This window comes from Pseudomonas sp. NBB, assembly GCF_032701105.1.
Classification (GTDB): domain Bacteria; phylum Pseudomonadota; class Gammaproteobacteria; order Pseudomonadales; family Pseudomonadaceae; genus Aquipseudomonas; species Aquipseudomonas asiatica.
The window spans coordinates 5,667,973-5,688,289 of sequence record NZ_CP103994.1; the positions used below are offsets into that span (position 1 = coordinate 5,667,973).

General features: G+C 62.4%; 21 protein-coding genes. 7 read left to right on the top strand and 14 right to left on the bottom strand.

Annotated features, from left to right (window positions below; genetic code table 11):
• Positions 1-7 precede the first annotated feature (7 nt).
• On the top strand, positions 8-451 hold the full coding sequence (gene cadR / locus NY023_RS26095) for a cadmium resistance transcriptional regulator CadR (RefSeq protein WP_015272183.1): 444 nt from the start codon (positions 8-10) through the stop codon (positions 449-451).
• Between the two features lie 117 nt (positions 452-568).
• Here the strand turns inward: cadR and NY023_RS26100 are convergent, their stop codons facing one another.
• The 3 genes from NY023_RS26100 to NY023_RS26110 are packed head-to-tail and all read right to left on the bottom strand — an operon-like array spanning position 569 to position 3,197.
• The gene (locus NY023_RS26100) at positions 569-1,540 is read right to left on the bottom strand and encodes a thymidylate synthase (protein WP_013974664.1); all 972 of its coding nucleotides are present in this window, start codon (positions 1,538-1,540) and stop codon (positions 569-571) included.
• A 51-nt stretch (positions 1,541-1,591) separates the two neighbouring features.
• Positions 1,592-2,398 (bottom strand): prolipoprotein diacylglyceryl transferase, encoded by an 807-nt coding sequence (lgt, locus tag NY023_RS26105; RefSeq protein ID WP_013974665.1) that lies wholly within the window; start codon positions 2,396-2,398, stop codon positions 1,592-1,594.
• A 16-nt stretch (positions 2,399-2,414) separates the two neighbouring features.
• Positions 2,415-3,197, bottom strand: coding sequence for a sulfite exporter TauE/SafE family protein (locus NY023_RS26110; RefSeq protein ID WP_013974666.1), 783 nt, complete (start codon positions 3,195-3,197; stop codon positions 2,415-2,417).
• Between the two features lie 128 nt (positions 3,198-3,325).
• Here NY023_RS26110 and NY023_RS26115 point away from each other — a divergent pair, with 128 nt between their 5' ends.
• The gene (locus tag NY023_RS26115) at positions 3,326-4,072 is read left to right on the top strand and encodes an NRDE family protein (RefSeq protein WP_013974667.1); all 747 of its coding nucleotides are present in this window, start codon (positions 3,326-3,328) and stop codon (positions 4,070-4,072) included.
• 134 nt (positions 4,073-4,206) lie between these two features.
• Here the strand turns inward: NY023_RS26115 and ptsP are convergent, their stop codons facing one another.
• A complete protein-coding gene (ptsP, locus tag NY023_RS26120; protein WP_013974668.1) occupies positions 4,207-6,486 on the bottom strand; it encodes a phosphoenolpyruvate--protein phosphotransferase in 2,280 nt (759 codons plus the stop codon).
• 22 nt (positions 6,487-6,508) lie between these two features.
• Positions 6,509-6,988: an RNA pyrophosphohydrolase gene (locus tag NY023_RS26125; RefSeq protein ID WP_003249017.1), complete on the bottom strand. Its 480-nt coding sequence runs from the start codon at positions 6,986-6,988 to the stop codon at positions 6,509-6,511.
• Positions 6,989-7,129: 141 nt separating this feature from the next.
• Between NY023_RS26125 and NY023_RS26130 the strand changes: the two genes are divergently transcribed.
• Positions 7,130-7,786: an HAD family hydrolase gene (locus tag NY023_RS26130; protein ID WP_013974669.1), complete on the top strand. Its 657-nt coding sequence runs from the start codon at positions 7,130-7,132 to the stop codon at positions 7,784-7,786.
• 129 nt (positions 7,787-7,915) lie between these two features.
• Here NY023_RS26130 and NY023_RS26135 read toward each other — a convergent pair whose 3' ends face one another.
• Positions 7,916-8,341 (bottom strand): DUF2269 domain-containing protein, encoded by a 426-nt coding sequence (locus tag NY023_RS26135; protein ID WP_013974670.1) that lies wholly within the window; start codon positions 8,339-8,341, stop codon positions 7,916-7,918.
• A 148-nt stretch (positions 8,342-8,489) separates the two neighbouring features.
• Positions 8,490-10,004, bottom strand: a complete 1,515-nt coding sequence (gene ilvA / locus NY023_RS26140; protein ID WP_013974671.1) for a threonine ammonia-lyase, biosynthetic — start codon at positions 10,002-10,004, stop codon at positions 8,490-8,492.
• Positions 10,005-10,138: 134 nt separating this feature from the next.
• On the opposite strand from ilvA, the gene rpiA reads away from it, so the two are divergent.
• Both rpiA and NY023_RS26150 read left to right on the top strand, forming a co-directional pair.
• The gene (gene rpiA / locus NY023_RS26145; RefSeq protein ID WP_013974672.1) at positions 10,139-10,813 is read left to right on the top strand and encodes a ribose-5-phosphate isomerase RpiA; all 675 of its coding nucleotides are present in this window, start codon (positions 10,139-10,141) and stop codon (positions 10,811-10,813) included.
• Between the two features lie 227 nt (positions 10,814-11,040).
• Complete coding sequence (locus NY023_RS26150) at positions 11,041-11,994, top strand: IS110 family transposase (protein ID WP_013974673.1); 954 nt, start codon at positions 11,041-11,043, stop codon at positions 11,992-11,994.
• 95 nt (positions 11,995-12,089) lie between these two features.
• Here NY023_RS26150 and NY023_RS26155 read toward each other — a convergent pair whose 3' ends face one another.
• From NY023_RS26155 to NY023_RS26170, 4 genes are all read right to left on the bottom strand, one after another.
• The gene (locus tag NY023_RS26155; protein WP_013974674.1) at positions 12,090-12,992 is read right to left on the bottom strand and encodes an SdiA-regulated domain-containing protein; all 903 of its coding nucleotides are present in this window, start codon (positions 12,990-12,992) and stop codon (positions 12,090-12,092) included.
• Positions 12,993-13,082: 90 nt separating this feature from the next.
• On the bottom strand, positions 13,083-14,003 hold the full coding sequence (locus NY023_RS26160; RefSeq protein ID WP_013974675.1) for an SdiA-regulated domain-containing protein: 921 nt from the start codon (positions 14,001-14,003) through the stop codon (positions 13,083-13,085).
• Positions 14,004-14,185: 182 nt separating this feature from the next.
• Positions 14,186-14,851 carry a fumarylacetoacetate hydrolase family protein gene (locus NY023_RS26165; RefSeq protein ID WP_013974676.1) on the bottom strand — a complete coding sequence of 222 codons (666 nt, stop codon included), beginning with the start codon at positions 14,849-14,851 and terminating at the stop codon, positions 14,186-14,188.
• Positions 14,852-14,876: 25 nt separating this feature from the next.
• On the bottom strand, positions 14,877-16,274 hold the full coding sequence (locus NY023_RS26170) for an FAD-binding oxidoreductase (protein ID WP_013974677.1): 1,398 nt from the start codon (positions 16,272-16,274) through the stop codon (positions 14,877-14,879).
• A 170-nt stretch (positions 16,275-16,444) separates the two neighbouring features.
• Between NY023_RS26170 and serA the strand changes: the two genes are divergently transcribed.
• The gene (gene serA / locus NY023_RS26175; protein ID WP_003258542.1) at positions 16,445-17,674 is read left to right on the top strand and encodes a phosphoglycerate dehydrogenase; all 1,230 of its coding nucleotides are present in this window, start codon (positions 16,445-16,447) and stop codon (positions 17,672-17,674) included.
• A gap of 104 nt (positions 17,675-17,778) precedes the next feature.
• Here the strand turns inward: serA and NY023_RS26180 are convergent, their stop codons facing one another.
• The gene (locus tag NY023_RS26180; RefSeq protein ID WP_024087878.1) at positions 17,779-18,255 is read right to left on the bottom strand and encodes a DUF4399 domain-containing protein; all 477 of its coding nucleotides are present in this window, start codon (positions 18,253-18,255) and stop codon (positions 17,779-17,781) included.
• A 224-nt stretch (positions 18,256-18,479) separates the two neighbouring features.
• Between NY023_RS26180 and NY023_RS26185 the strand changes: the two genes are divergently transcribed.
• Complete coding sequence (locus tag NY023_RS26185) at positions 18,480-18,968, top strand: substrate-binding periplasmic protein (RefSeq protein ID WP_024087879.1); 489 nt, start codon at positions 18,480-18,482, stop codon at positions 18,966-18,968.
• A 123-nt stretch (positions 18,969-19,091) separates the two neighbouring features.
• Here the strand turns inward: NY023_RS26185 and NY023_RS26190 are convergent, their stop codons facing one another.
• Positions 19,092-19,595, bottom strand: coding sequence for a DUF523 domain-containing protein (locus NY023_RS26190; protein WP_013974680.1), 504 nt, complete (start codon positions 19,593-19,595; stop codon positions 19,092-19,094).
• Complete coding sequence (locus tag NY023_RS26195; protein ID WP_024087880.1) at positions 19,582-20,214, bottom strand: 2OG-Fe(II) oxygenase; 633 nt, start codon at positions 20,212-20,214, stop codon at positions 19,582-19,584. Before NY023_RS26195 ends, NY023_RS26190 begins: the two co-directional genes overlap by 14 nt.
• Positions 20,215-20,317: the final 103 nt, after the last annotated feature.

Below are 20,317 nucleotides of genomic sequence, written 5' to 3' on the forward strand. Positions count from 1 at the left end.
TTTCGTGATGAAGATCGGAGAACTGGCCAAAGCCACCGACTGCGCCGTGGAAACCATCCGCTACTACGAGCGTGAACAGCTGCTGCCGGAGCCGGCGCGCAGCGACGGCAACTACCGGCTGTACACCCAGGCCCACGTCGAGCGGCTGACGTTCATCCGCAACTGCCGCACCCTGGACATGACCCTGGATGAAATCCGCAGCCTGCTACGCCTGCGCGACAGCCCCGATGATTCGTGCGGCAGCGTCAATGCGCTGATCGACGAGCATATCGAGCATGTGCAGGCGCGGATCGATGGATTGGTGGCGTTGCAGGAGCAGTTGGTGGAGCTGCGGCGGCGCTGCAATGCGCAAGGGGCGGAGTGTGCGATCTTGCAGCAACTGGAGACGAACGGGGCGGTATCGGTGCCGGAAACCGAGCATTCGCATGTAGGGCGAAGCCACGGGCATTAAGCCAAAAGCTTCGCGGGTAAACCCGCTCCCACAGGTACTGCACAGGCCTGAGCTTTGTGCGGTCCCTGTGGGAGCGGGTTTACCCGCGAAGAGGCCGGTACAGGCAATAGAGATCTGTCACACCGCCATCGGCGCCGTCATCGGCGCATGGTGCTCATACCCTTCCAGCCAGAAATCGCTCGGCTCGATCTTCTCCAGCCACTCCGGCTCGTACTTGCCCGTCTCGGCAAACGCTGGCACGCGGTCGCTGATCACCAGCTTCGGCGCCTCCAGCGGCTCACGCTTGAGCTGCTCGTTGAGCATGTCCAGGTGGTTCTCATACACATGGGCATCGCCGATGAAGTAGGTGAACCAGCGCGGGGTGTAGCCGGTCAGGCGGCCGAACAGCGACAGCAGCGCCGCGCCTTCGGTGAGGTTGAACGGCGTACCCAGGCCCAGGTCGTTCGAGCGGATGTAGAGGGTCAGGGAAATTTCCCTGGTCTCAACGTTCGGGTGGAACTGGTACAGCAGGTGGCACGGCGGCAAGGCCATCTCGTCGAGCTGCGCGCAGTTCCAGCCGTGGAACAGGATACGGCGGCTGCCCGGGTCGTTGGCGATGGTGTCCAGGCACTGGCGCACCTGGTCGATGGCCTTGTACAGGATGACGAACGCGACGCCGTCCTCCTCGTCCTGGGCGATGCGGCGGAAGCCCGCCTTCTCGGCCATTTCGATGGCCGCCGGGTTGCTCAGCGGGATGCGCTTGTAGCCCGGCCACTGGCGCCATTGCACGCCGTAGATCTCGCCCAGGTCGTCATGGCCCTGGCGGAACGGGTTGGCCAGCCACTGGGCGTTCTCGTTGGCGTTCTGGTCCCAGACCTTGCAGCCCAGTTCGCGGAATTCACCGGCGTTCTTCACGCCACGCAGGAAACCGACCATTTCGCCGATCGCCGACTTGAACGCCAGTTTGCGCGTGGTAATGGCCGGGAAGCCCTTCTGCAAGTCGAAACGCAGCATGGCGCCCGGCAGGCTGATGGTGCGGATGCCGGTGCGGTTGCCCTGCAGCGTGCCGTTGTCGATGACGTCGCGGACCAGGTCCAGATACTGTTTCATGGCTTACCTGTAGCAAAAACGGCAGGGGGATCGCCCCTGCCGTGGGATTAATCAGGCGGGTTTCGCCGTAGGCTTGCGATTATAAGCCCACCAGATCAGGCCAAGGCCAGCCAGGATCATCGGCACGCACAGAATCTGACCCATGGTCAGCCAACCCCAGGCCAAGTAGCCCAGCTGGGCATCCGGTACGCGGACGAATTCGACGATGAAGCGGAAGATGCCATAGAACAGCGCGAACATGCCGGATACCGCCATGGTCGGCCGCGGCTTGCGCGAGAACGCCCAGAGGATCAGGAACAGCGCCACACCTTCGAGTGCGAACTGGTACAGCTGCGATGGGTGACGCGGCAGCTGCGCCGGGTCGCTGAACGGTGGGAAGACCATCGCCCATGGCACGTCGGTGGCCTTGCCCCACAGCTCGGCGTTGATGAAGTTGCCGATACGCCCGGCCCCCAGGCCGATCGGCACCAGCGGCGCGACGAAGTCCATCAGCTCGAAGAACGACTTGTTGTTGCGCTTGCCGAACCACAAGGCCGCCAGCATCACGCCGATGAAACCGCCGTGGAACGACATGCCACCCTTCCACACCTCGAAGATCAGCGTCGGATTGGCCAGGTAGGCGTGCAGGTCGTAGAACAGCACGTAGCCCAGGCGACCACCGACGATCACACCCATCGACAGCCAGAACACCAGGTCGGAGAGCTTTTCGCGCGTCCAGGTGGGGTCGAAGCGGTTCAGCCGGCGCGATGCGAGCAGCCAGGCACCGCCGATGCCGACCAGGTACATCAGGCCGTACCAATGGATTTTCAGCGGCCCGATGGCCACGGCCACGGGGTCTATCTGCGGGTAAGGCAGCATGGAACTTCCTCTCGATTCAAATCAAAAAGCTGAGGCCGACACAGAACAGCAGGGCTGCGAACAGGCGTTTCAACAGACGTGGCGACAGCTTGTGCGCCAGGCGCGCGCCGAAGCGGGCGAAAAACATGCTGGTCACGGCAATGCCGAGCAGCGCCGGCAGGTACACGTAACCCAGGCTGTGGGCCGGCAGGTGCTCTTCGTGCCAACCCAGCAGCATGAAACTCAGGGCACTGGCCAAGGCAATGGGCAGGCCACAGGCCGAAGACGTGGCCACTGCCTGCTGCATGGGCAGGCTGCGCCAGGTCAGGAACGGCACGGTCAGCGAACCGCCGCCGATGCCGAAAATGGCCGAAGCCCAGCCGATCACCCCACCTGCACTGATCAGCGCGGGCTTGCCGGGGATGCCACGACTGGCCTTGGGTTTGAGGTCCAGGGCCATCTGCGCGGCGATGACCAGGGCGAACACACCGATGATCTTTTGCAGCAACGGCCCCTGTATCAGCGAGGCGGTCTTGGCGCCGACACCGGCCCCAAGGAGGATGCCGAGGGTCATCCAGGCGAAGATCGGCCATTGCACCGCGCCCTTGCGATGGTGCTCGAGCACGGCGTTGATCGAGGTGAAGACGATGGTTGCCAGCGACGTACCGACAGCCAGGTGGGTCAGCACCGAGGCATCGAAACCCTGCAAGGTGAAGCTGAACACCAGCACCGGCACGATGATGATACCGCCGCCCACGCCGAACAGCCCGGCCAGCACACCGGCGCAGGCACCCAACAGCAGATAGAGCACGAATTCCATTCGTCTTCCCCAAGAAATCAATCCGGCATGGTAACGGAAGCCGGGCTCACGGCTCTAGTGAACTGTGTGTCAGGTTGGAAGTGCCCCATCGGAGTGGGTACAGTGGAAAAAAACCGGAGGCCCTACCGATGTGCCTGATCGTATTCGCCTGGCGACCGGGGCACGCCCTGCCGCTGATCGTGGCGGCCAACCGCGATGAATTCTATGCCCGCCCCACCCAGGCCCTGGCGGCCTGGGAGGATGCTCCCGGGGTATATGCCGGGCGCGACCTGGAGGCCGGCGGCACCTGGCTGGGCGTCGGACCGCAGGGGCGGTTCGCGGCGCTGACCAATATTCGCGACCCGGCGCAGGCTTTGGGGCCGCGCTCGCGGGGCGAGCTGGTGGCGGCGTATCTGCAGGGGGAGTTGGGGGTCGAGGCCTATCTGGACCAGGTGGCCAGCCGCAGCCGGCAATATTCAGGGTTCAACCTGCTGGTGGGCGATGGGCGACAGCTGGGCTATCTGCATGCCCGGGACGCGGCGCCGCGCTTGCTGGAGGCCGGGGTTTACGGGCTTTCCAATGCCGGGCTGGATACGCCTTGGCCTAAGCTGGTGAAGGCGCGCAGTGGGCTGGAAGGGTTACTGGAAACGCCAGAGCCACAGCGCTTGCTGGCATTGCTGGCCGATGCCGAACCTGCGCCGGAGGGCGAGTTGCCGGAGACGGGCGTGGGGTTGGCGACCGAGAAGCTGCTGTCGAGCGTGTTCATTGCCAGCCAGAACTACGGGACGCGGGCGAGCACGGTGCTGATTGTGGATGATCAGGGGAAAAGGCGACTGGTTGAACGCAGTTTCGGGCCCTTTGGTGGGCATTTGGGGGAAGTTGAGCTGCTGGCCTGATAATTTGACGTTGCTTGCTCCGGCCTCTTCGCGGGTAAACCCGCTCCCACAGGGATTGCGCCGCATCTGAAGGCTGCGCTGTACCTGTGGGAGCGGGTTTACCCGCGAAGAGGCCGGAAAAGGCCACCTCACACTCAGAGGGTTTTATTGGCCCCAGGCCCGATCATCCGCGCCAACCCAAGGTTTTTCAGGGCCAGTTGCAGCGAGCTGTGGATAACCTGCGGGTTGTCATGACTCAAGGCCTCGACCAGCAGCTCCTTGGCCTTGCTCATATTCACCTGACGCAGCATCCACTTCACCTTCGGCAGGTTGGTGGCGTTCATCGACAGACTGTCGAAGCCCATGGCCATCAACAGGATCGCCGCTGCCGGGTCACCGGCCATCTCACCACAGATACTCACCGGCTTGCCTTCGCCATGGGCGTCGCGCACCACCGTGTTCAGCGCCTGCAACACCGCCGGGTGCAGGTAGTCGTAAAGGTCGGCGACCCGCGGGTTGTTGCGGTCCACCGCCAGCAGGTACTGGGTCAGGTCGTTGGAACCGACCGACAGGAAGTCCACCTGCCGCGCCAGCTCCTTGGTCTGGTACACCGCCGCAGGAATTTCCACCATCACGCCAACCGGTGGCATCGGCACATCGGTGCCTTCGTCACGCACCTCGCCCCAGGCGCGGTGGATCAGGTGCAGCGCCTCTTCCAGCTCATGGATACCGGAAATCATCGGCAGCAGGATACGCAGGTTGTTCAGCCCCTCGCTGGCCTTGAGCATGGCGCGGGTCTGCACCAGGAAGATTTCCGGGTGGTCGAGGGTGACGCGAATGCCGCGCCAGCCGAGGAACGGGTTTTCTTCCTTGATCGGGAAGTACGACAGCGACTTGTCGCCACCGATGTCGAGGGTACGCATGGTCACCGGCAGCGGGTGAAAGGCCGCCAGCTGCTCGCGGTAAATGGCCAGCTGCTCTTTCTCGCTGGGGAAGCGCTGGTTGATCATGAACGGCACTTCGGTGCGGTACAGCCCCACCCCTTCGGCGCCGCGCTGCTGGGCACGGGCCACATCGGCGAGCAGGCCGGTGTTGACCCATAGCGGCATGCGGTGGCCGTCCGGGGTAACGCACGGCAGTTCGCGCAGGGCATCCAGGCCCTGGGCCAGCTGGCGCTCCTCCTCGACCACGTCGCTGTACTGCTTGCGCAGCACTTCGCTGGGGTTGGTGAACACCTCGCCCTTGTAGCCGTCGACGATCATCTCGATGCCGTCGACCTTGGAATAAGGCAGATCGACCAGGCCCATCACCGTGGGGATGCCCATGGCGCGAGCCAGGATGGCGACGTGGGAGTTGCCCGAGCCCAGTACCGAGACCAGGCCGACCAGCTTGCCTTCCGGCACTTCGCCGAGCATCGCCGGGGTCAGCTCTTCACTGACCAGGATGGTGTTGTCGGCATACACCAGCGACTGCGCGCGGGCTTCCTGCAGGTAGGCCAGCAGGCGCCGGCCCAGGTCCTTGACGTCGGAGGCGCGCTCGCGCAGGTAGTCATCGTCCATCAGCTCGAAGCGGTTGACGTGCTCGCCCACCACCTGACGCAGTGCGCCCTGGGCCCACTGGCCGGTCTTGATGACTTCGGTCACCTCACCGCCCAGAGCCGCGTCTTCGAGCATCATCAGGTACACATCGAACAGTGCACGCTCCTCCGGGCGCAGCTGGGTGGCCAGCTTGGCCGACAGCTTGCGCATATCGTCGCGCACACCTTCGAGGGCGTTCTGGAACAGCTTCAGTTCGGCGTCGATGTCATCGACGGTCTTGTCCGGCACCACTTCCAGATCGGCTGGCGGCAGCATCACCACTGCGCGCCCCACGGCGGCGCCAGGCGAGCCCGGTACGCCGACGAAGCGCGCTTCCTGAATACCCTTGCCCTGGCGGCCCAGGCCACGGATCGAGCCAGTAGCCTCGGCGTGGGCGATAACCCCGGCGAGCTGGGCGCTCATGGTGACCAGGAAGGCTTCTTCGCCCTCGTCGAACTGGCGGCGCTCCTTTTGCTGGATGACCAATACCCCAACCACGCGGCGGTGGTGGATAATCGGTGCACCGAGGAAGGAGGCGAATTTTTCCTCGCCGGTCTCGGCAAAGTAGCGGTAACGCGGGTGGTCGGCAGCGTTTTCCAGGTTCAGCGGCTCTTCCCGGGTACCGACCAGGCCGACCAGGCCTTCGTTGGGGGCCATGCTGACCTTGCCGATGGAACGCTTGTTCAGGCCTTCGGTGGCCATCAGCACGAAGCGGTTGGTTTCCGGGTCGAGCAGGTAGACCGAGCAGACCTGGCTGCCCATGGCCTCCTTGACACGCAAGACAATGATCCCCAACGCCGACTTGAGATCTTTGGCGGAGTTTACTTCCTGGACGATCTTGCGCAGCGTATTGAGCATGGCTCGGGGTCGAACTCCGTCGTCAGTCGCGCGTCAGCAGACGCGGTGCTAGCTCTTTCAGGGCGCGTCGGTAGACCTCGCGCTTGAATGTCACAACCTGGCCCAGCGGGTACCAATAGCTGACCCAACGCCAGCCGTCGAATTCCGGCTTGCCGGTCAGGTCCATCCGCACCCGTTGTTCGTTGCTGACCAGACGCAGCAGGAACCATTTCTGCTTCTGGCCGATGCACAGCGGCTGGCTATGCGTACGCACCAGTCGCTGGGGTAAACGATAACGCAACCAGCCACGGGTGCAGGCAAGAATTTCCACATCATCGCGTTCAAGGCCAACTTCTTCGTTCAGCTCGCGGTACAGGGCATCTTCCGGCGTCTCGTCAGGGTTGATGCCACCCTGGGGAAACTGCCAGGCATCCTGGTTGATCCGTCGAGCCCATAGCACCTGCCCGGCATCATTCGTGAGAATGATCCCGACATTGGGGCGAAAACCATCCGGGTCGATCACGGCAGCAACCTCGCAAACGCATGTCACCGCATTGTTCCACAAAGCTTGCGAGCGCAGCAACGCGCCCGCCAAGCTTATGTGCAGCAGCGTGAAAACTCCGTATTCTGCGGACCTACCCTGTGGCTTATGCGAGTGACCGCGATGCGCCTGGCTTTATTCGACCTGGACAATACCCTCCTCGGTGGCGACAGCGACCATGCCTGGGGTGACTACCTTTGCCAGCGCGGCATCCTCGACCCGGTTGCCTACAAGCGACGCAACGATGGCTTCTATCAGGAATACCTGAATGGGACCCTGGACCTGCAGGCCTACCTGGCCTTTTCCATGGAAATCCTTGCGGCAACACCAGTATCCCAGCTCGACGAATGGCACCATGATTTCATGCGCGACTGCATCGAGCCGATCATCCTGCCAAAGGCGCTTAGCTTGCTGCAGCAGCACCGCGAGGCCGGCGACCAGCTGGTGATCATCACCGCCACCAACCGCTTCGTCACCGCACCGATTGCCCGGCGCCTGGGGGTTCGCGTGTTGCTGGCGACCGAATGCGAAACGCGTGATGGCCGCTATACCGGACGTAGTACCGATATACCGTGTTTCCGTGAAGGCAAGGTGACGCGGCTGGAGCGCTGGATGCTGGAGAACGGCTTCGACCTTGAGGACAGCTATTTCTATAGCGACTCGATGAACGATTTGCCGCTGTTGCAGCGGGTGGCGCATGCGGTGGCGGTGGACCCCGACCCGAAGCTGCGGACGGAGGCCGAGATGCGTGGGTGGCCGGTGGTTTCGCTGCGGGATTGAGGTTTTCCTGTGCCGGCCTCTTCGCGGGTAAACCCGCTCCCACAGGTACTGCACAGCGCTCAAGCCTTGCTCAGACCCTGTAGGAGCGGGTTTACCCGCGAAGAGGCCAGCACATACAGCACAAAGCTGTCAGACCGGCTTGGCTCCCATCAGCCCGGCGATGGACAGGAAGCAAACCCCACTGAACACCGCCAGTGCCAGGGTAAAGCGCAACCCCACCACCTCGGCCTTGCGCAGCCGGTTCAACCGCACCAGCAGCCACCACACGGCAAACGCGCCCAGCGTATAGATGACGCTGGACGCCAGCACCCAGGCCTGCCCCAGCGGCCAGCCCACCAGGTGCACCAGCCACCAGCCGGTTAACGGCATGCTCACCAGGCACAGGCCCATCACCAGCCAGACGAACACCAGCGGCCGACGCAGCAGCTTGGCGAAAGCCTCGGCATCGCCCTGGCGGCGGGCGCGCACGGTCCAGAGCGCCAGGCCCAGAGCACCCAGCAGCAGGAGCGCAGTGGCGATGATGTGCAGGGTCTTGAGGGTGGTCAGGTGTTCCATGTCTCGGTTGTCCTTAAGCAGGCCATTTTGTGCAGGCTTCTTCGCCGGCTTGCCTGCTCCCACAGGGATATCACAGGCCCTGAAGCCTGCGCAGTACCTGTGGGAGCGGGCAAGCCCGCGAAAGGGCCGTCAGCCCCAGCTTAGCCGCTCAGCCCAGGAACAGCTTGTAAGCCGGGTTGTCGGTTTCGTCCCAGTACGGGTAGCCGATCTTGGCCAGCGCCGCCGGCACCAGGTGGCGCTCGTCCTCCGGCACCTGCAACCCCGCCACCACGCGCCCGTCAGCGGCGCCATGGTTGCGGTAATGGAACATCGAAATGTTCCAGCGCCCGCCCAGCTTGTTGAGGAAGTTGAACAGCGCCCCCGGCCGCTCGGGGAACTCGAAACGCAGCACCATCTCGTCACTGGCGCCGGCCGAATGACCACCAACCATATGGCGAATATGCAGCTTGGCCAGCTCGTTGTCGGTCAGGTCGGTAACCGGGAAGCCCTGCTCGGTCAGTTGCTGTACCAGCGCCGCACGCGGGTCGTTTTCCGGGTGGGTCTGCACGCCGACGAAGATATGCGCCTCGTCGGAGGTGTGCTTGCGGTAGTTGAATTCGGTGATCTGGCGCTTGCCGATAGCCTCGCAGAAGGCCTTGAAGCTGCCCGGGCGCTCGGGAATGGTAACGGCGATGATCGCTTCGCGCTTTTCACCCAGCTCGGCACGCTCGGCCACATGGCGCAGGCGGTCGAAGTTGACGTTGGCACCGGAGTCGATGGCCACCAGGGTCTGCCCGGTCACGCCGTACAACTCGACGTACTTCTTGATGCCCGCCACGCCCAAGGCACCGGCAGGTTCGGTGATCGAGCGGGTATCATCGTAGATATCCTTGATAGCCGCGCAGATTTCGTCGGTACTGACGGTGACCACTTCATCCACATGATGGCGGCAGATGTCGAAGGTGTGCTGGCCGATCTGCGCCACCGCCACACCGTCGGCGAACAGCCCGACCTGCGGCAGCACCACGCGCTCGCCGGCCGCCATGGCCGCCTGCAGGCAGTTGGAGTCGTCCGGCTCGACACCAATCACCTTGATTTCCGGGCGCAGGTATTTCACGTAGGCAGCAATGCCGGCGATCAGGCCACCGCCACCCACCGGCACGAAGATCGCGTCCAGCTGGCCTGGGTGCTGGCGCAGGATCTCCATGGCCACGGTGCCCTGCCCGGCGATAGTGTGCGGGTCGTCGTAGGGGTGCACGTAGACGAAGCCCTTTTCATCGACCAGTTTCAGCGAATAGGCCAGCGCCTCGGGGAACGAGTCGCCATGCAGGACCACCTTGCCGCCCCGCGAACGCACGCCTTCGACCTTGATTTCCGGGGTGGTCTTGGGCATCACGATAGTGGCTTTGATACCCATCTCGCGCGCAGCCAGGGCCAAGCCCTGGGCGTGGTTGCCGGCCGAGGCGGTGACCACGCCACGGGCCAGTTCTTCCGGGGTCAGTTGGGCCAGCTTGTTGTAGGCCCCGCGGATCTTGAACGAGAACACCGGCTGCAGGTCTTCGCGCTTGAGCAGAATCTGGTTGCCCAGGCGCTTGCTCAGCTGCCCGGCGCTCTGCAGCGGGGTTTCGACCGCGACGTCGTAGACGCGCGAGGTGAGGATCTTCTTGACGTACTGTTCGAGCATCGGGAATGCATCACTGGGCCGCGGGACAAGGGCTGGGAGTCTACCCCAGCGCTACGTCGGGCGACCACAGCAAAGCCGCCCGAGCCGTTATACTAGGCTCTTTTCGAAACCGCCCTGCCCCTCTCGGAGCCCGCATGACCCAGGACCAACTCAAACAGGCCGTCGCCCAGGCCGCTGTCGACTTCATTCTGCCCAAGCTGGATGAAAAGAGCGTCGTCGGCGTCGGCACCGGTTCGACCGCCAACTTCTTCATCGACGCCCTGGCTCAGCACAAGACCGCCTTCGACGGCGCGGTCGCCAGCTCCGAAGCCACTGCCCAGCGTCTGAAGGGCCATGGCATCCCGGTCTACGAGCTGAACAGCGTCAGCGAACTGGAGTTCTACGTGGACGGCGCCGACGAGAGCGACGCGCACCTGAACCTCATCAAAGGCGGCGGCGCAGCCCTGACCCGCGAGAAGATCGTCGCCGCCGTGGCCAAGACCTTCATCTGCATCGCCGATGCCAGCAAGCTGGTACCGGTGCTGGGCGCGTTCCCGCTGCCGGTCGAAGTGATCCCGATGGCCCGCAGCCACGTGGCGCGCCAGCTGGTCAAATTGGGCGGTGACCCGGTGTACCGTGAGGGCGTGGTTACCGACAACGGCAACGTGATCCTCGATGTGCACAACCTGCAGATCACCAACCCGGTGGAGCTGGAAGCGCAGATCAATGCCATTGTTGGCGTGGTGACCAACGGCCTGTTCGCGGCGCGACCGGCGGATTTGCTGCTGCTGGGTACCTCTGAGGGCGTGAAGAGCCTCAAGGCTGAGTAACCTTCTTCGCGGGCGCGCCCGCTTGTATGGTTAGACTTGAAGGGGTGGTGGGACTAAATGCCCGATTCTGACTGTTCACAGCAGTACAGACCGTGGGAGACATCGCCCCACCCCTTCCACCAAAGCGCCGATAAAGAATGCATCGTTTGCAAGCGACGATAGAAACAAGCCAGCGCCTCTTGGTGAAACCCCTTCAAGCCGAAAAACCATAACGTGAGGAGCGGCCCATGGCAATGCAGGTAGGTAAGTTGATCGTGGGTGCGGATGTCGCGAAAGCTGAGCTGGTTATCCACCACGATGATCGCGACGAGATCATCAGGCTCAAAAACTCCAAACTCGAGATCAGAAGGTGGCTCAAGCAACAACCCCTCAACACCGCTATCGCTGTTGAGGCGACCAACGTCTATCACTTGGACCTGGTTGAATTGGCCCACAGCCTAGGCTTCGAGGTCTATGTCATCGATGGTTTTCAATTGAGCAACTACCGGAAGAGTGTTGGGGGACGGGTTAAAACCGACCCCTCCGATGCTCGGTTGCTGTCCCGTTTTTTAAAAAATGAAGGCGAGGACCTTCGCCCTTGGAGCCCGCCTCCCGCTGTCTACGGCAAGCTTCAGAGCCTCTTGCGACGCAGAGCCGCCTTGGTGACTGCTCGTACTGCAATGACTCAGAGCTGGGCTAACGAAAGCCTTTTGAAAGCCGCCTTCGAAACTTTTGTGAAGTCGATAGATCGGCTGGATCAGTTGATTCAAAAGAAGATTAAAGAAGTACTGCGAGACGCTGGGCTGCAGGAACAAGTCGCTCGCTGCCAGGCAGTAGAGGGCATTGGTTTTCTCACCGCCGCAGCATTGGTGATGGCTTTTACAAGGGGCGAGTTCAAAAGCAGTGACTCGTACATTGCATTCCTAGGAATGGATTTACGAGTCAGTGATTCCGGACAGAAGAATGGGCGACGTCGCCTCACCAAGCGAGGTTGTTCAGAAATTCGTCGCTTATTGCACAACGCTGCGATGGCGGCCAGCAGATCGGCAGCCTGGAAAGGGCTTTACGAACAGCATCGGAGCAGTGGTAAAGCAACAACCCAAGCGTTGGTAATCCTGGCAAGAAAGCTCGCGCGGGTGGCATTCGCCCTGATGAAAAATCAGGGCGAATACGTCACTAAAGGCGCGAAACTGGCTTGCTGAAAACCATAGAATCTCCCACAGGTGTTGCGCAGGGTCCGAAACCTGTGGCGTACCTGTGGGAGCGGGCATGCCCGCGAACAGGCCCTCACAGGCACTCACTCCGCTGGCTGTTTGAACACATAGAACAGGTTCGGCTCACTGACCAGATAGATGGTCCCCGCCTCATCCATCGCAATCCCCTCCGCCTGCGGCACCGTCGCCTGCAACCCCTGGAACCCCTTGCGTAACGACAAGGTACTCAGCGGCCGGCCCTCCACATCAAGCTCCAGCACCAGCCGCGACTCGTCCGACAGCGCCAGCAGGTGCCCGCTGCGCTCATCGAACTGCAAGCTCGACAGGTCCCGCACGAACAGCCTCGAATCGCGCTTGCGGTCCTGCACCACATGCACTGCATAGGGCTGCTCAGGATTGTCGTGCGGGAAGCCATGCACCTCGTAGATCAGCATTGGGTCACGCTCCTTGGCCACGAACAGGCGCTTACCCGCCGAATCGTAAGCCAGCCCCTCGAAACCCTTGTTGCCGTTCAGGCCAATGCCCAGGGTCAGCTGCTCGGCATCGCCGGCATCGAGGAACATCGTGTCGTCCTCCAGGCGCACGCGAATCAGCCGCTGCTGACGCTCGTCGGTGATCACATAGCTGTTGGGCCCGACGTACTCCACGGCTTCCGGGTCGCCGAAGCCGGTCAGCGGCACTCGGCGCAGGATGCGCCCGTCCAGCGACAGCTCGATCAGCTCCGAGCGAGCATTGGTAACGGTAAACAGAGTCTTGCGGTCGGGGTCGTAGGTCAGCGCCGAGATGTCGTCATCCAGCCCCTCGATCGGCTGCGCCTCCACCACCACCCGGTAACGGTCCAGGCCGATGCTTTGCTCGGCTGGCTGCCACCAGGCCTTGAGGTTGAACCAGCCACGCTCGAACAGGCGAAACTCCTGCCCGGCCAAGCCGAGCAGGATCAGGCCGATAACGACCAGAACAGGGAACGGACGAACAAAACGGCGCATGAGGGAAGACTCGACACAGGGGTGACGAATCTAATCACGAACAACTGAAGTAAAGCTTAATGCCAGCATCCGAAAAGTCGGATGTTTGGGTCAGTTTTTGCTGAAGCGATAGAACAGTGCCGGCTCGCTGACCATGTACAGGTTGCCCTTGTCGTCCATGGCCACCCCTTCGGCACGCGGGATGGTGTGCTGCAGGCCGTTGAAACCGCCGAGCAGGGTCATGAAACTGACTTGCTGGCCCTGCTCGTCCAGTTCCAGAAGCATGTTGGAGTCGGACGACAGCACCAACAAGTGGCCGGTACGCGGATCCACGCCAAGCGCCGAGAGGTTGCGCAGGTCCAGTTCATCACTGGGCAAAAGCTGTTTTTCACCCGTGAGCGGGCTGCGACCGTCGGTTTTCCAGGTATACAGCCGGGGCGGGCGCTCCTCGCCGATTACCAGGCGCTGGCGCAGCGGGTCCCAGGCCACCGCCTCGAAGCCCTTGTTGCTCTTCACCGACGGGCCCAGGTCGTGGTTCTGGAAATCATCATGGTTCAACGAGGTGGTTTGCGCATCCACCTTGACCACGGTCAGGTCGTGCAGGCGCTCATCGGTGATTGCCAGGTAGCCGTCCTCCAGCACGGCGACGCCTTCCGGGTTGTTCCAGCCGTTGAGGGGGATCTTGCGCAGCACATCGCCATCCAGGCTCAGTTCGACCAGGATCGGGTTCTTGCCCATGACTGCGAACAGGGTGCGGGTACGCGGGTTGAAGGCAACATCCGAAGCTTCATCGTCGTCCATGCCCGGCAGCGGCTTGGCATCGATGTCGACCTGGTAGTCCGGCAGCCATACGCTTTCGCTGCGTTCGGCGGTGCTTTCGAAGCTTTCCTTGACCCACAGCGCGCCGCGGTCATCCCAGTGCATGGCCACGGCCACGCCATAGCCGATTACCGCCGCCGCGGCCAGGCCGAAGGGCCAGCGCAGGAAGAAACGACGCTTGGGGGTTGCCGGGGCGCTGGAGGGAGATGGCATGCGGGGGTCCTGGGGAAATGGGCGTAGATTCGCGCATTATCCGGATCAGGTGTGAAAAATCGGTAAACAGGACCGGCCTCTTCGCGGGTAAACCCGCTCCCACAGGCATAGCGTCGCCCTTGAGGGTTGCGCAGTACCTGTGGGAGCGGGTTTACCCGCGAAGAAGGCGACGCGGTCTCGAGTCAGAGCACCCGGCTTTCGAAGCGGCTCACACCCGGCAACTCCAGCACCAGTTCATCACCGACATTGAACGGCCCCACACCCGCCGGGGTACCGGTAAGGATCACATCCCCCGCCTGCAGCGAGAAATGCGCGGCCATGTGCTGGATCATCGGCACGATCGGGTTAAGCATCATCGCGCTGTTACCATCTTGGCGAACTTCGCCGTTGACTGTCAGGCGCACCGGGATGTCGGTCACATCCTCGAAGCTGGCGGCCGACACGAACGGCGGCAGTACGCAGGCGCCATCGAAGCACTTGGCCAGCTCCCAGGGCAGGCCCTTCTCTTTCAGCTTGGCCTGCACGTCACGCAGGGTAAGGTCTAGCGCCGGTGCATAGCCGGAAATGGCGTCCAGCACCTCTTCCTTGCTCGGGTGAGTCGACAGCGGCTTGCCCAGCAGCACGGCAATTTCCGCCTCATAGTGCACCGAGCCACGTTCCGTCGGAATCTTGAAGCCGCCCTCGGCCGGCACCACGCAGCTGCCAGGCTTTATGAACAGCAGCGGTTCGGTGGGGATCGGATTGTCCAGCTCCTTGGCATGCTCGGCATAGTTACGGCCGATGCACACCACCTTGCCCAGCGGGAAGTGAATGCGTGTGCCGTCTACGTACTGATGCTGGTAACTCATGGCCGACTCCTCTGGATACTGCTTTCTATTCAGGTGCGAAGATCTTACCCGGATTCATGATGCCGTTAGGGTCGAACACGGCCTTTATTGCCTTCATGCAGGCAATTTCTTCGGGCGAGCGGCTGTAGCCCAGGTAGTCACGCTTGGTCATGCCCACACCATGCTCGGCGGAGATCGAGCCGTTGTAGCGCTCGACGATCTCGAACACCCACTTGTTGACCTTGGTGCACGAGGCGAAGAAGTCGTCCTTGCTCATGTGCTCGGGCTTGAGGATGTTCAGGTGCAGGTTGCCGTCGCCGATGTGGCCGTACCACACCACTTCGTAATCCGGGTAATGTTCGGCGACGATGGCATCTATATCGCGCAGGAACGCTGGCACTTTCGACACCGTGACAGAAATGTCGTTCTTGTACGGGGTCCAGTGCGAGATTGTTTCCGACAGGTACTCGCGCAGTTTCCACAAGTTTTTCAGCTGGGTCTCGCTCTGGCTCATCACCCCGTCCAGCACCCAGCCTTGTTCGACGCAGTGCTCGAAGGTGGCCAGCGCTTCGTTGGCCACCTCCTCGGTGCTGGCCTCGAACTCCAGCAGCGCGTAGAACGGGCAGTCGGACTCGAACGGCGCCGGCACGTCGCCACGCGCCAGGATCCTGGCCAGGCCCTTGTCGGAGAAGAACTCGAAGGCAGTCAGGTCCAGCTTGCCCTGGAAGGCATGCAGCACAGGCATGATCGAGTCGAAATCGGGGGTACCCAGCACCATCGCGGTGAGGTTGCGCGGCGCACGGTCCAGACGCATGGTGGCCTCGACCACGAAGCCAAGGGTACCTTCGGCACCGATGAACAGCTGGCGCAGGTCGTAGCCGGTGGCGTTCTTGATCAGGTCCTTGTTCAGCTCCAGCAGCTCACCCTTGCCGGTCACCACTTTCAACCCGGCCACCCAGTTGCGGGTCATGCCGTAGCGAATCACCTTGATTCCACCGGCATTGGTGCCGATATTGCCGCCAATCTGGCTGGAACCGCTGGAGGCGAAGTCCACCGGGTAATACAAGCCCTGTTCTTCGGCGTAGGCCTGCAGCTGACGGGTAATCACCCCTGGCTGGCAGACCACGGTGCGGTCGAAGGCATTGAAGCCGAGAATCTGGTTCATGTAGTCGAAGGCGACCACCACTTCGCCATTGGCCGCCACGGCGCCTGCAGAAAGCCCGGTACGCCCGCCAGACGGCACCAGCGCCACCTTGTGCGTGTTGGCCCAGCGCACGATCGCCTGCACCTGCTCCACCGTCTTGGGAAAGACGATGGCGCTGGGTGCCGGTGGGTAATGCTTGGTCCAGTCCTTGCCATAGGCTTCCAGGGAAGCTGCGTCGGTCAGGACCTTGCCAGGGTCGACAAGGGTCATCAGTTCATCAATTACAGCGGGGTGGGTCATCGCTGGAACTCTCGACTTATTCATAGTCACCCTGAGCACTCTTCACCTGTCGGGATAAGCTCAGATTGTGTCGCGTATGCTAGCATAGCCCTCCCGCTGTTCATGCTAAGGCTGCCTTTGCGCCTGGCATCACCCTCGCCATTTTTTCTCCGGGATACAGGTTTACGCAGATGAGCAAGACTTCTCTCGACAAGAGCAAGATCCGGTTCCTTCTTCTTGAAGGTGTGCACCAGAACGCGGTCGATACCCTCAAGGCCGCCGGCTACACCAACATCGAATACCTCACTGGTTCGCTGCCGGAAGCCGAGCTGAAGGAAAAGATCGCCGATGCCCACTTCATCGGTATCCGTTCGCGCACCCAGCTGACCGAAGAGATCTTCGACTGCGCCAAGAAACTGGTCGCTGTTGGCTGCTTCTGCATCGGCACCAACCAGGTCGACCTGGAAGCTGCCCGCGAGCGCGGTATCGCCGTGTTCAACGCGCCATATTCCAACACCCGTTCGGTAGCCGAACTGGTACTGGCCGAAGCCATCCTGCTGCTGCGCGGCATCCCCGAGAAGAACGCTTCCTGCCACCGTGGCGGCTGGATCAAGAGCGCGGCCAATTCCTTCGAAATCCGCGGCAAGAAGCTGGGTATCGTCGGTTACGGCTCGATCGGCACCCAGCTGTCGGTCCTGGCCGAGAATATGGGCATGCAGGTGTATTTCTACGACCCGCTGACCAAGCTGCCACTGGGCAACGCCGTGCAGGTCACCAGCCTGCACGAGCTGCTGGGCCTGGCCGACATCGTTTCGCTGCACGTGCCTGAGCTGCCGTCCACCCAGTGGATGATCGGCGAGAAGGAAATCCGCGCGATGAAGAAGGGCGCGATCCTGATCAACGCCGCACGCGGCACCGTGGTCGAGCTGGACCACCTGGCCGCCGCCATCAAGGACCAGCACCTGATCGGCGCCGCCATCGACGTGTTCCCGGTGGAGCCGCGCTCCAACGACGAGCAGTTCGAAAGCCCGCTGCGTGGCCTGGACAACGTGATTCTGACCCCGCACATCGGTGGTTCCACTGCCGAAGCCCAGGCCAACATCGGCCTGGAAGTGGCCGAGAAGCTGGTCAAGTACAGCGACAACGGTACCTCGGTATCCTCGGTCAACTTCCCGGAAGTGGCCCTGCCGGCGCACCCAGGCAAGCACCGTCTGCTGCACATCCACGAAAACATCCCGGGCGTGCTCAGCGAGATCAACAAGGTCTTCGCCGAGAACGGCATCAACATCTCCGGTCAGTTCCTGCAGACCAACGAGAAAGTCGGTTATGTGGTGATCGACGTTGACGCCGAGTACTCCGACCTGGCGCAAGAGAAGCTGCAACAGGTCAAGGGCACCATCCGTTCCCGCGTCCTGTTCTAAGTTCGCTGGCGGCATGAAAAAGGGAGGCCCCGGTGGCCTCCCTTTTTTTGCCTGTGACATTGGTGTCGCTTGCTTCGCGGGCTTGCCCGCGAAGAGCTCAACCCCTATTTCACGTCGACAGTAATCTTCTGCGACACGACGCTCGGCTTGAACGGCACGTGATACTGGTCACCCAGCACCAGCTGCAGGGTGTGCTTGCCTGGGGTCAGGGTAATGCTGGTTTCGGTCTGCGCCTTGCCGAAGTGCAGTACTTGCGGGCCGTCCGGCAACGCGGTGCCGGCCTGTGGCATCAGGCTGGCCGGCAGGGCCATGTCGGCCACCGGCTCTTTATCCACATCCACCAGCAGGTGGTGGTGGCCGGTGTGCGGGGTGCTGTCACCCGCAGGCTTGAGTGCCATGCCCTCGATGCCGAACTTGACGGTGAAGGTTTTGTCGACCGTGGCGCCATCGGCGGGGGAAACGATGAAGACCTTGGCATCCTTGGGCGGCTCCTGGCTCTTCAGGGCATCTGCGGCACTGGCGAACATTGACGCTCCCATCAACAGACCAGCAACGGCAGCACGCGAAAATAGGCTGTTCATTCACTTCTCCTGTGATTCACTTATTGACCGCCGCCAGTATTCCGGTGGCGGCGGTGGTTCACCTTAGTTGATATGTTTGCCCAGATGTTCACATCGTCAGGCAGAAATATTTCAATCAGGGTTAAACAATGCCGAGGCTTCAAGGTCATAGGCTGCGCTCGACCACGGCGAGGAAGAAAGCCGTGGCGAAGGTTATTCATCTGCCAAAGAGAAAAGGGGCTTTAATGCGTTCGATCATAGGAGTAATGCTGGCGGTACTGATCACGCCATTGGCTCAGGCCGAGCTGATTGACGAAATTGCCGACCGGGGCGAACTGCGCATTGCCGTACAGGCCGACAACTCGCCGTACGCATTCAAGGAAAATGACCACCTGAGCGGCTTCGAGATCGACTTCGGCCAGGCGCTGGCCAAGGAACTGGACCTGCGCGCCGAGTTCATCGAAGCCCCTGCGGCAGAGGTACTGCCCGGTGTCGAGAGTGGCAAGTACGACATCGCACTGACCCCGTCGAGCGAATCACCCAAAGGTGACAGCCCGCTCGATGTGAGCCTGCCGTTTGGCGAGAAGCAGCTGGTAATCCCGTTCCAGAAGGACAACCCGGCGTTCGAGAGTGCGGTGAACAATGCACTGCAGCGGCTCAAGGACAGCGGGCGGACTGCCGAACTTGAGCAAAAGTGGTTCAAGGGTGTGCCTGAGACTGCGGCCGGGCAATAGGATTTTTGCTGCCTGTACCGGCCTCTTCGCGGGTGAACCCGCTCCCACAAGTTCTCCACAGCCCTCAACGCTTGTGATGTCCCTGTGGGAGCGGGTTCACCCGCGAAAGGGGCCGGAACAGGCTTAAGCTGAAAGCCCGGCCAGAGCCTGCTGTGCCTCGTCCAGCTCCAGCTCGCTGAACACCAGCACCCCCGCCCGCCGCAGCAATGCCGTGGTCACCCCTTCCCCGGCCACCTTCACACCACTGAACGTGCCGTCATAGGTCAACCGGTTGCCACACGAAGGGCTTCCAGCCTTCAGCACGGCCACACGAATGCCATGCCGGTGCACCAACTCCAGCGCCCGTTGCGCCCCAGCCAGGAACTCGGCGCTGACATCCTCGCCCGTCACCGTCAGCACCTGCGCGCCACCGTCGAGCACCTCCCCACCCTGCCCGCCCGGTATCTCTGCAGGCGGCCGTGGGGTCGGCAAGCCACCCGCCACTTCCGGGCACAACGGCACCACGCGCCCTTCGGCCTGCCAGCGCTGCAACAGGTCGGGGTGGCCACTGGCGCGGCCGTCATAGCGCACTGGCTGCCCCAGCAGGCAGGCGCTGACCAGCACCTTGGGCAGGTCAGAAGGGGTCATTGCCACGGCGCCGGAACCAGCCGGTCAACGAAAGCCGCTCACGCCCTGCCGGCAGCACCTCATGGGGCACCTCGCCCGACAGGAACACCACCAGGCAGCCCGCCACCGGCTCGACATCATGCTCGACACCGTCCGCCAGGAACATGCGCAACTGGCCACCGTCCTGCGGCTGCCAGCCTTCATTCAGGTACAGGACTGCCGACACCATGCGCCGGTCATCATCGCGGAAGCGGTCCAGGTGCCGGCGATAGAACGCCCCTGGCGGGTACAAGGCAAAATGGCACTCGAAGTCTTCCAGGCCAAGGAACAGGCCCTGGTTGATGGCCTGGCGCAGCTGGTCCATGGCGCTCAGGTACTGGTCGCAGGCCTCGGCCTGGCCGGGGTCGATCCACTGGATCTGGTCGCCGCGAATGGCCTCGCGCACCTCCTGGGCAGCACCGCGCCCAACCCCTGCAGGGTTGAGTTCGCCTTCGGCATCACGGCGCCGACACTCGGCCGCGAGCGCACGCACCAGGTCGGCGGGCAGGAAAAGCGCCTGCTGGGACCAGCCATGGGTGGCCAGATCGTCGACGACGGCCGCAAGCATCGGGTGTTCAGGGGAGATGTGCATGGCGCGCATCATATCCATTAGCCATGCCGGCGCACAGCGCCACTTGGCCGAGAAGCACGCGGATATCTCGACAAACCGGCGCCCGGCCACGGACAATAGCCACCTGCCGACA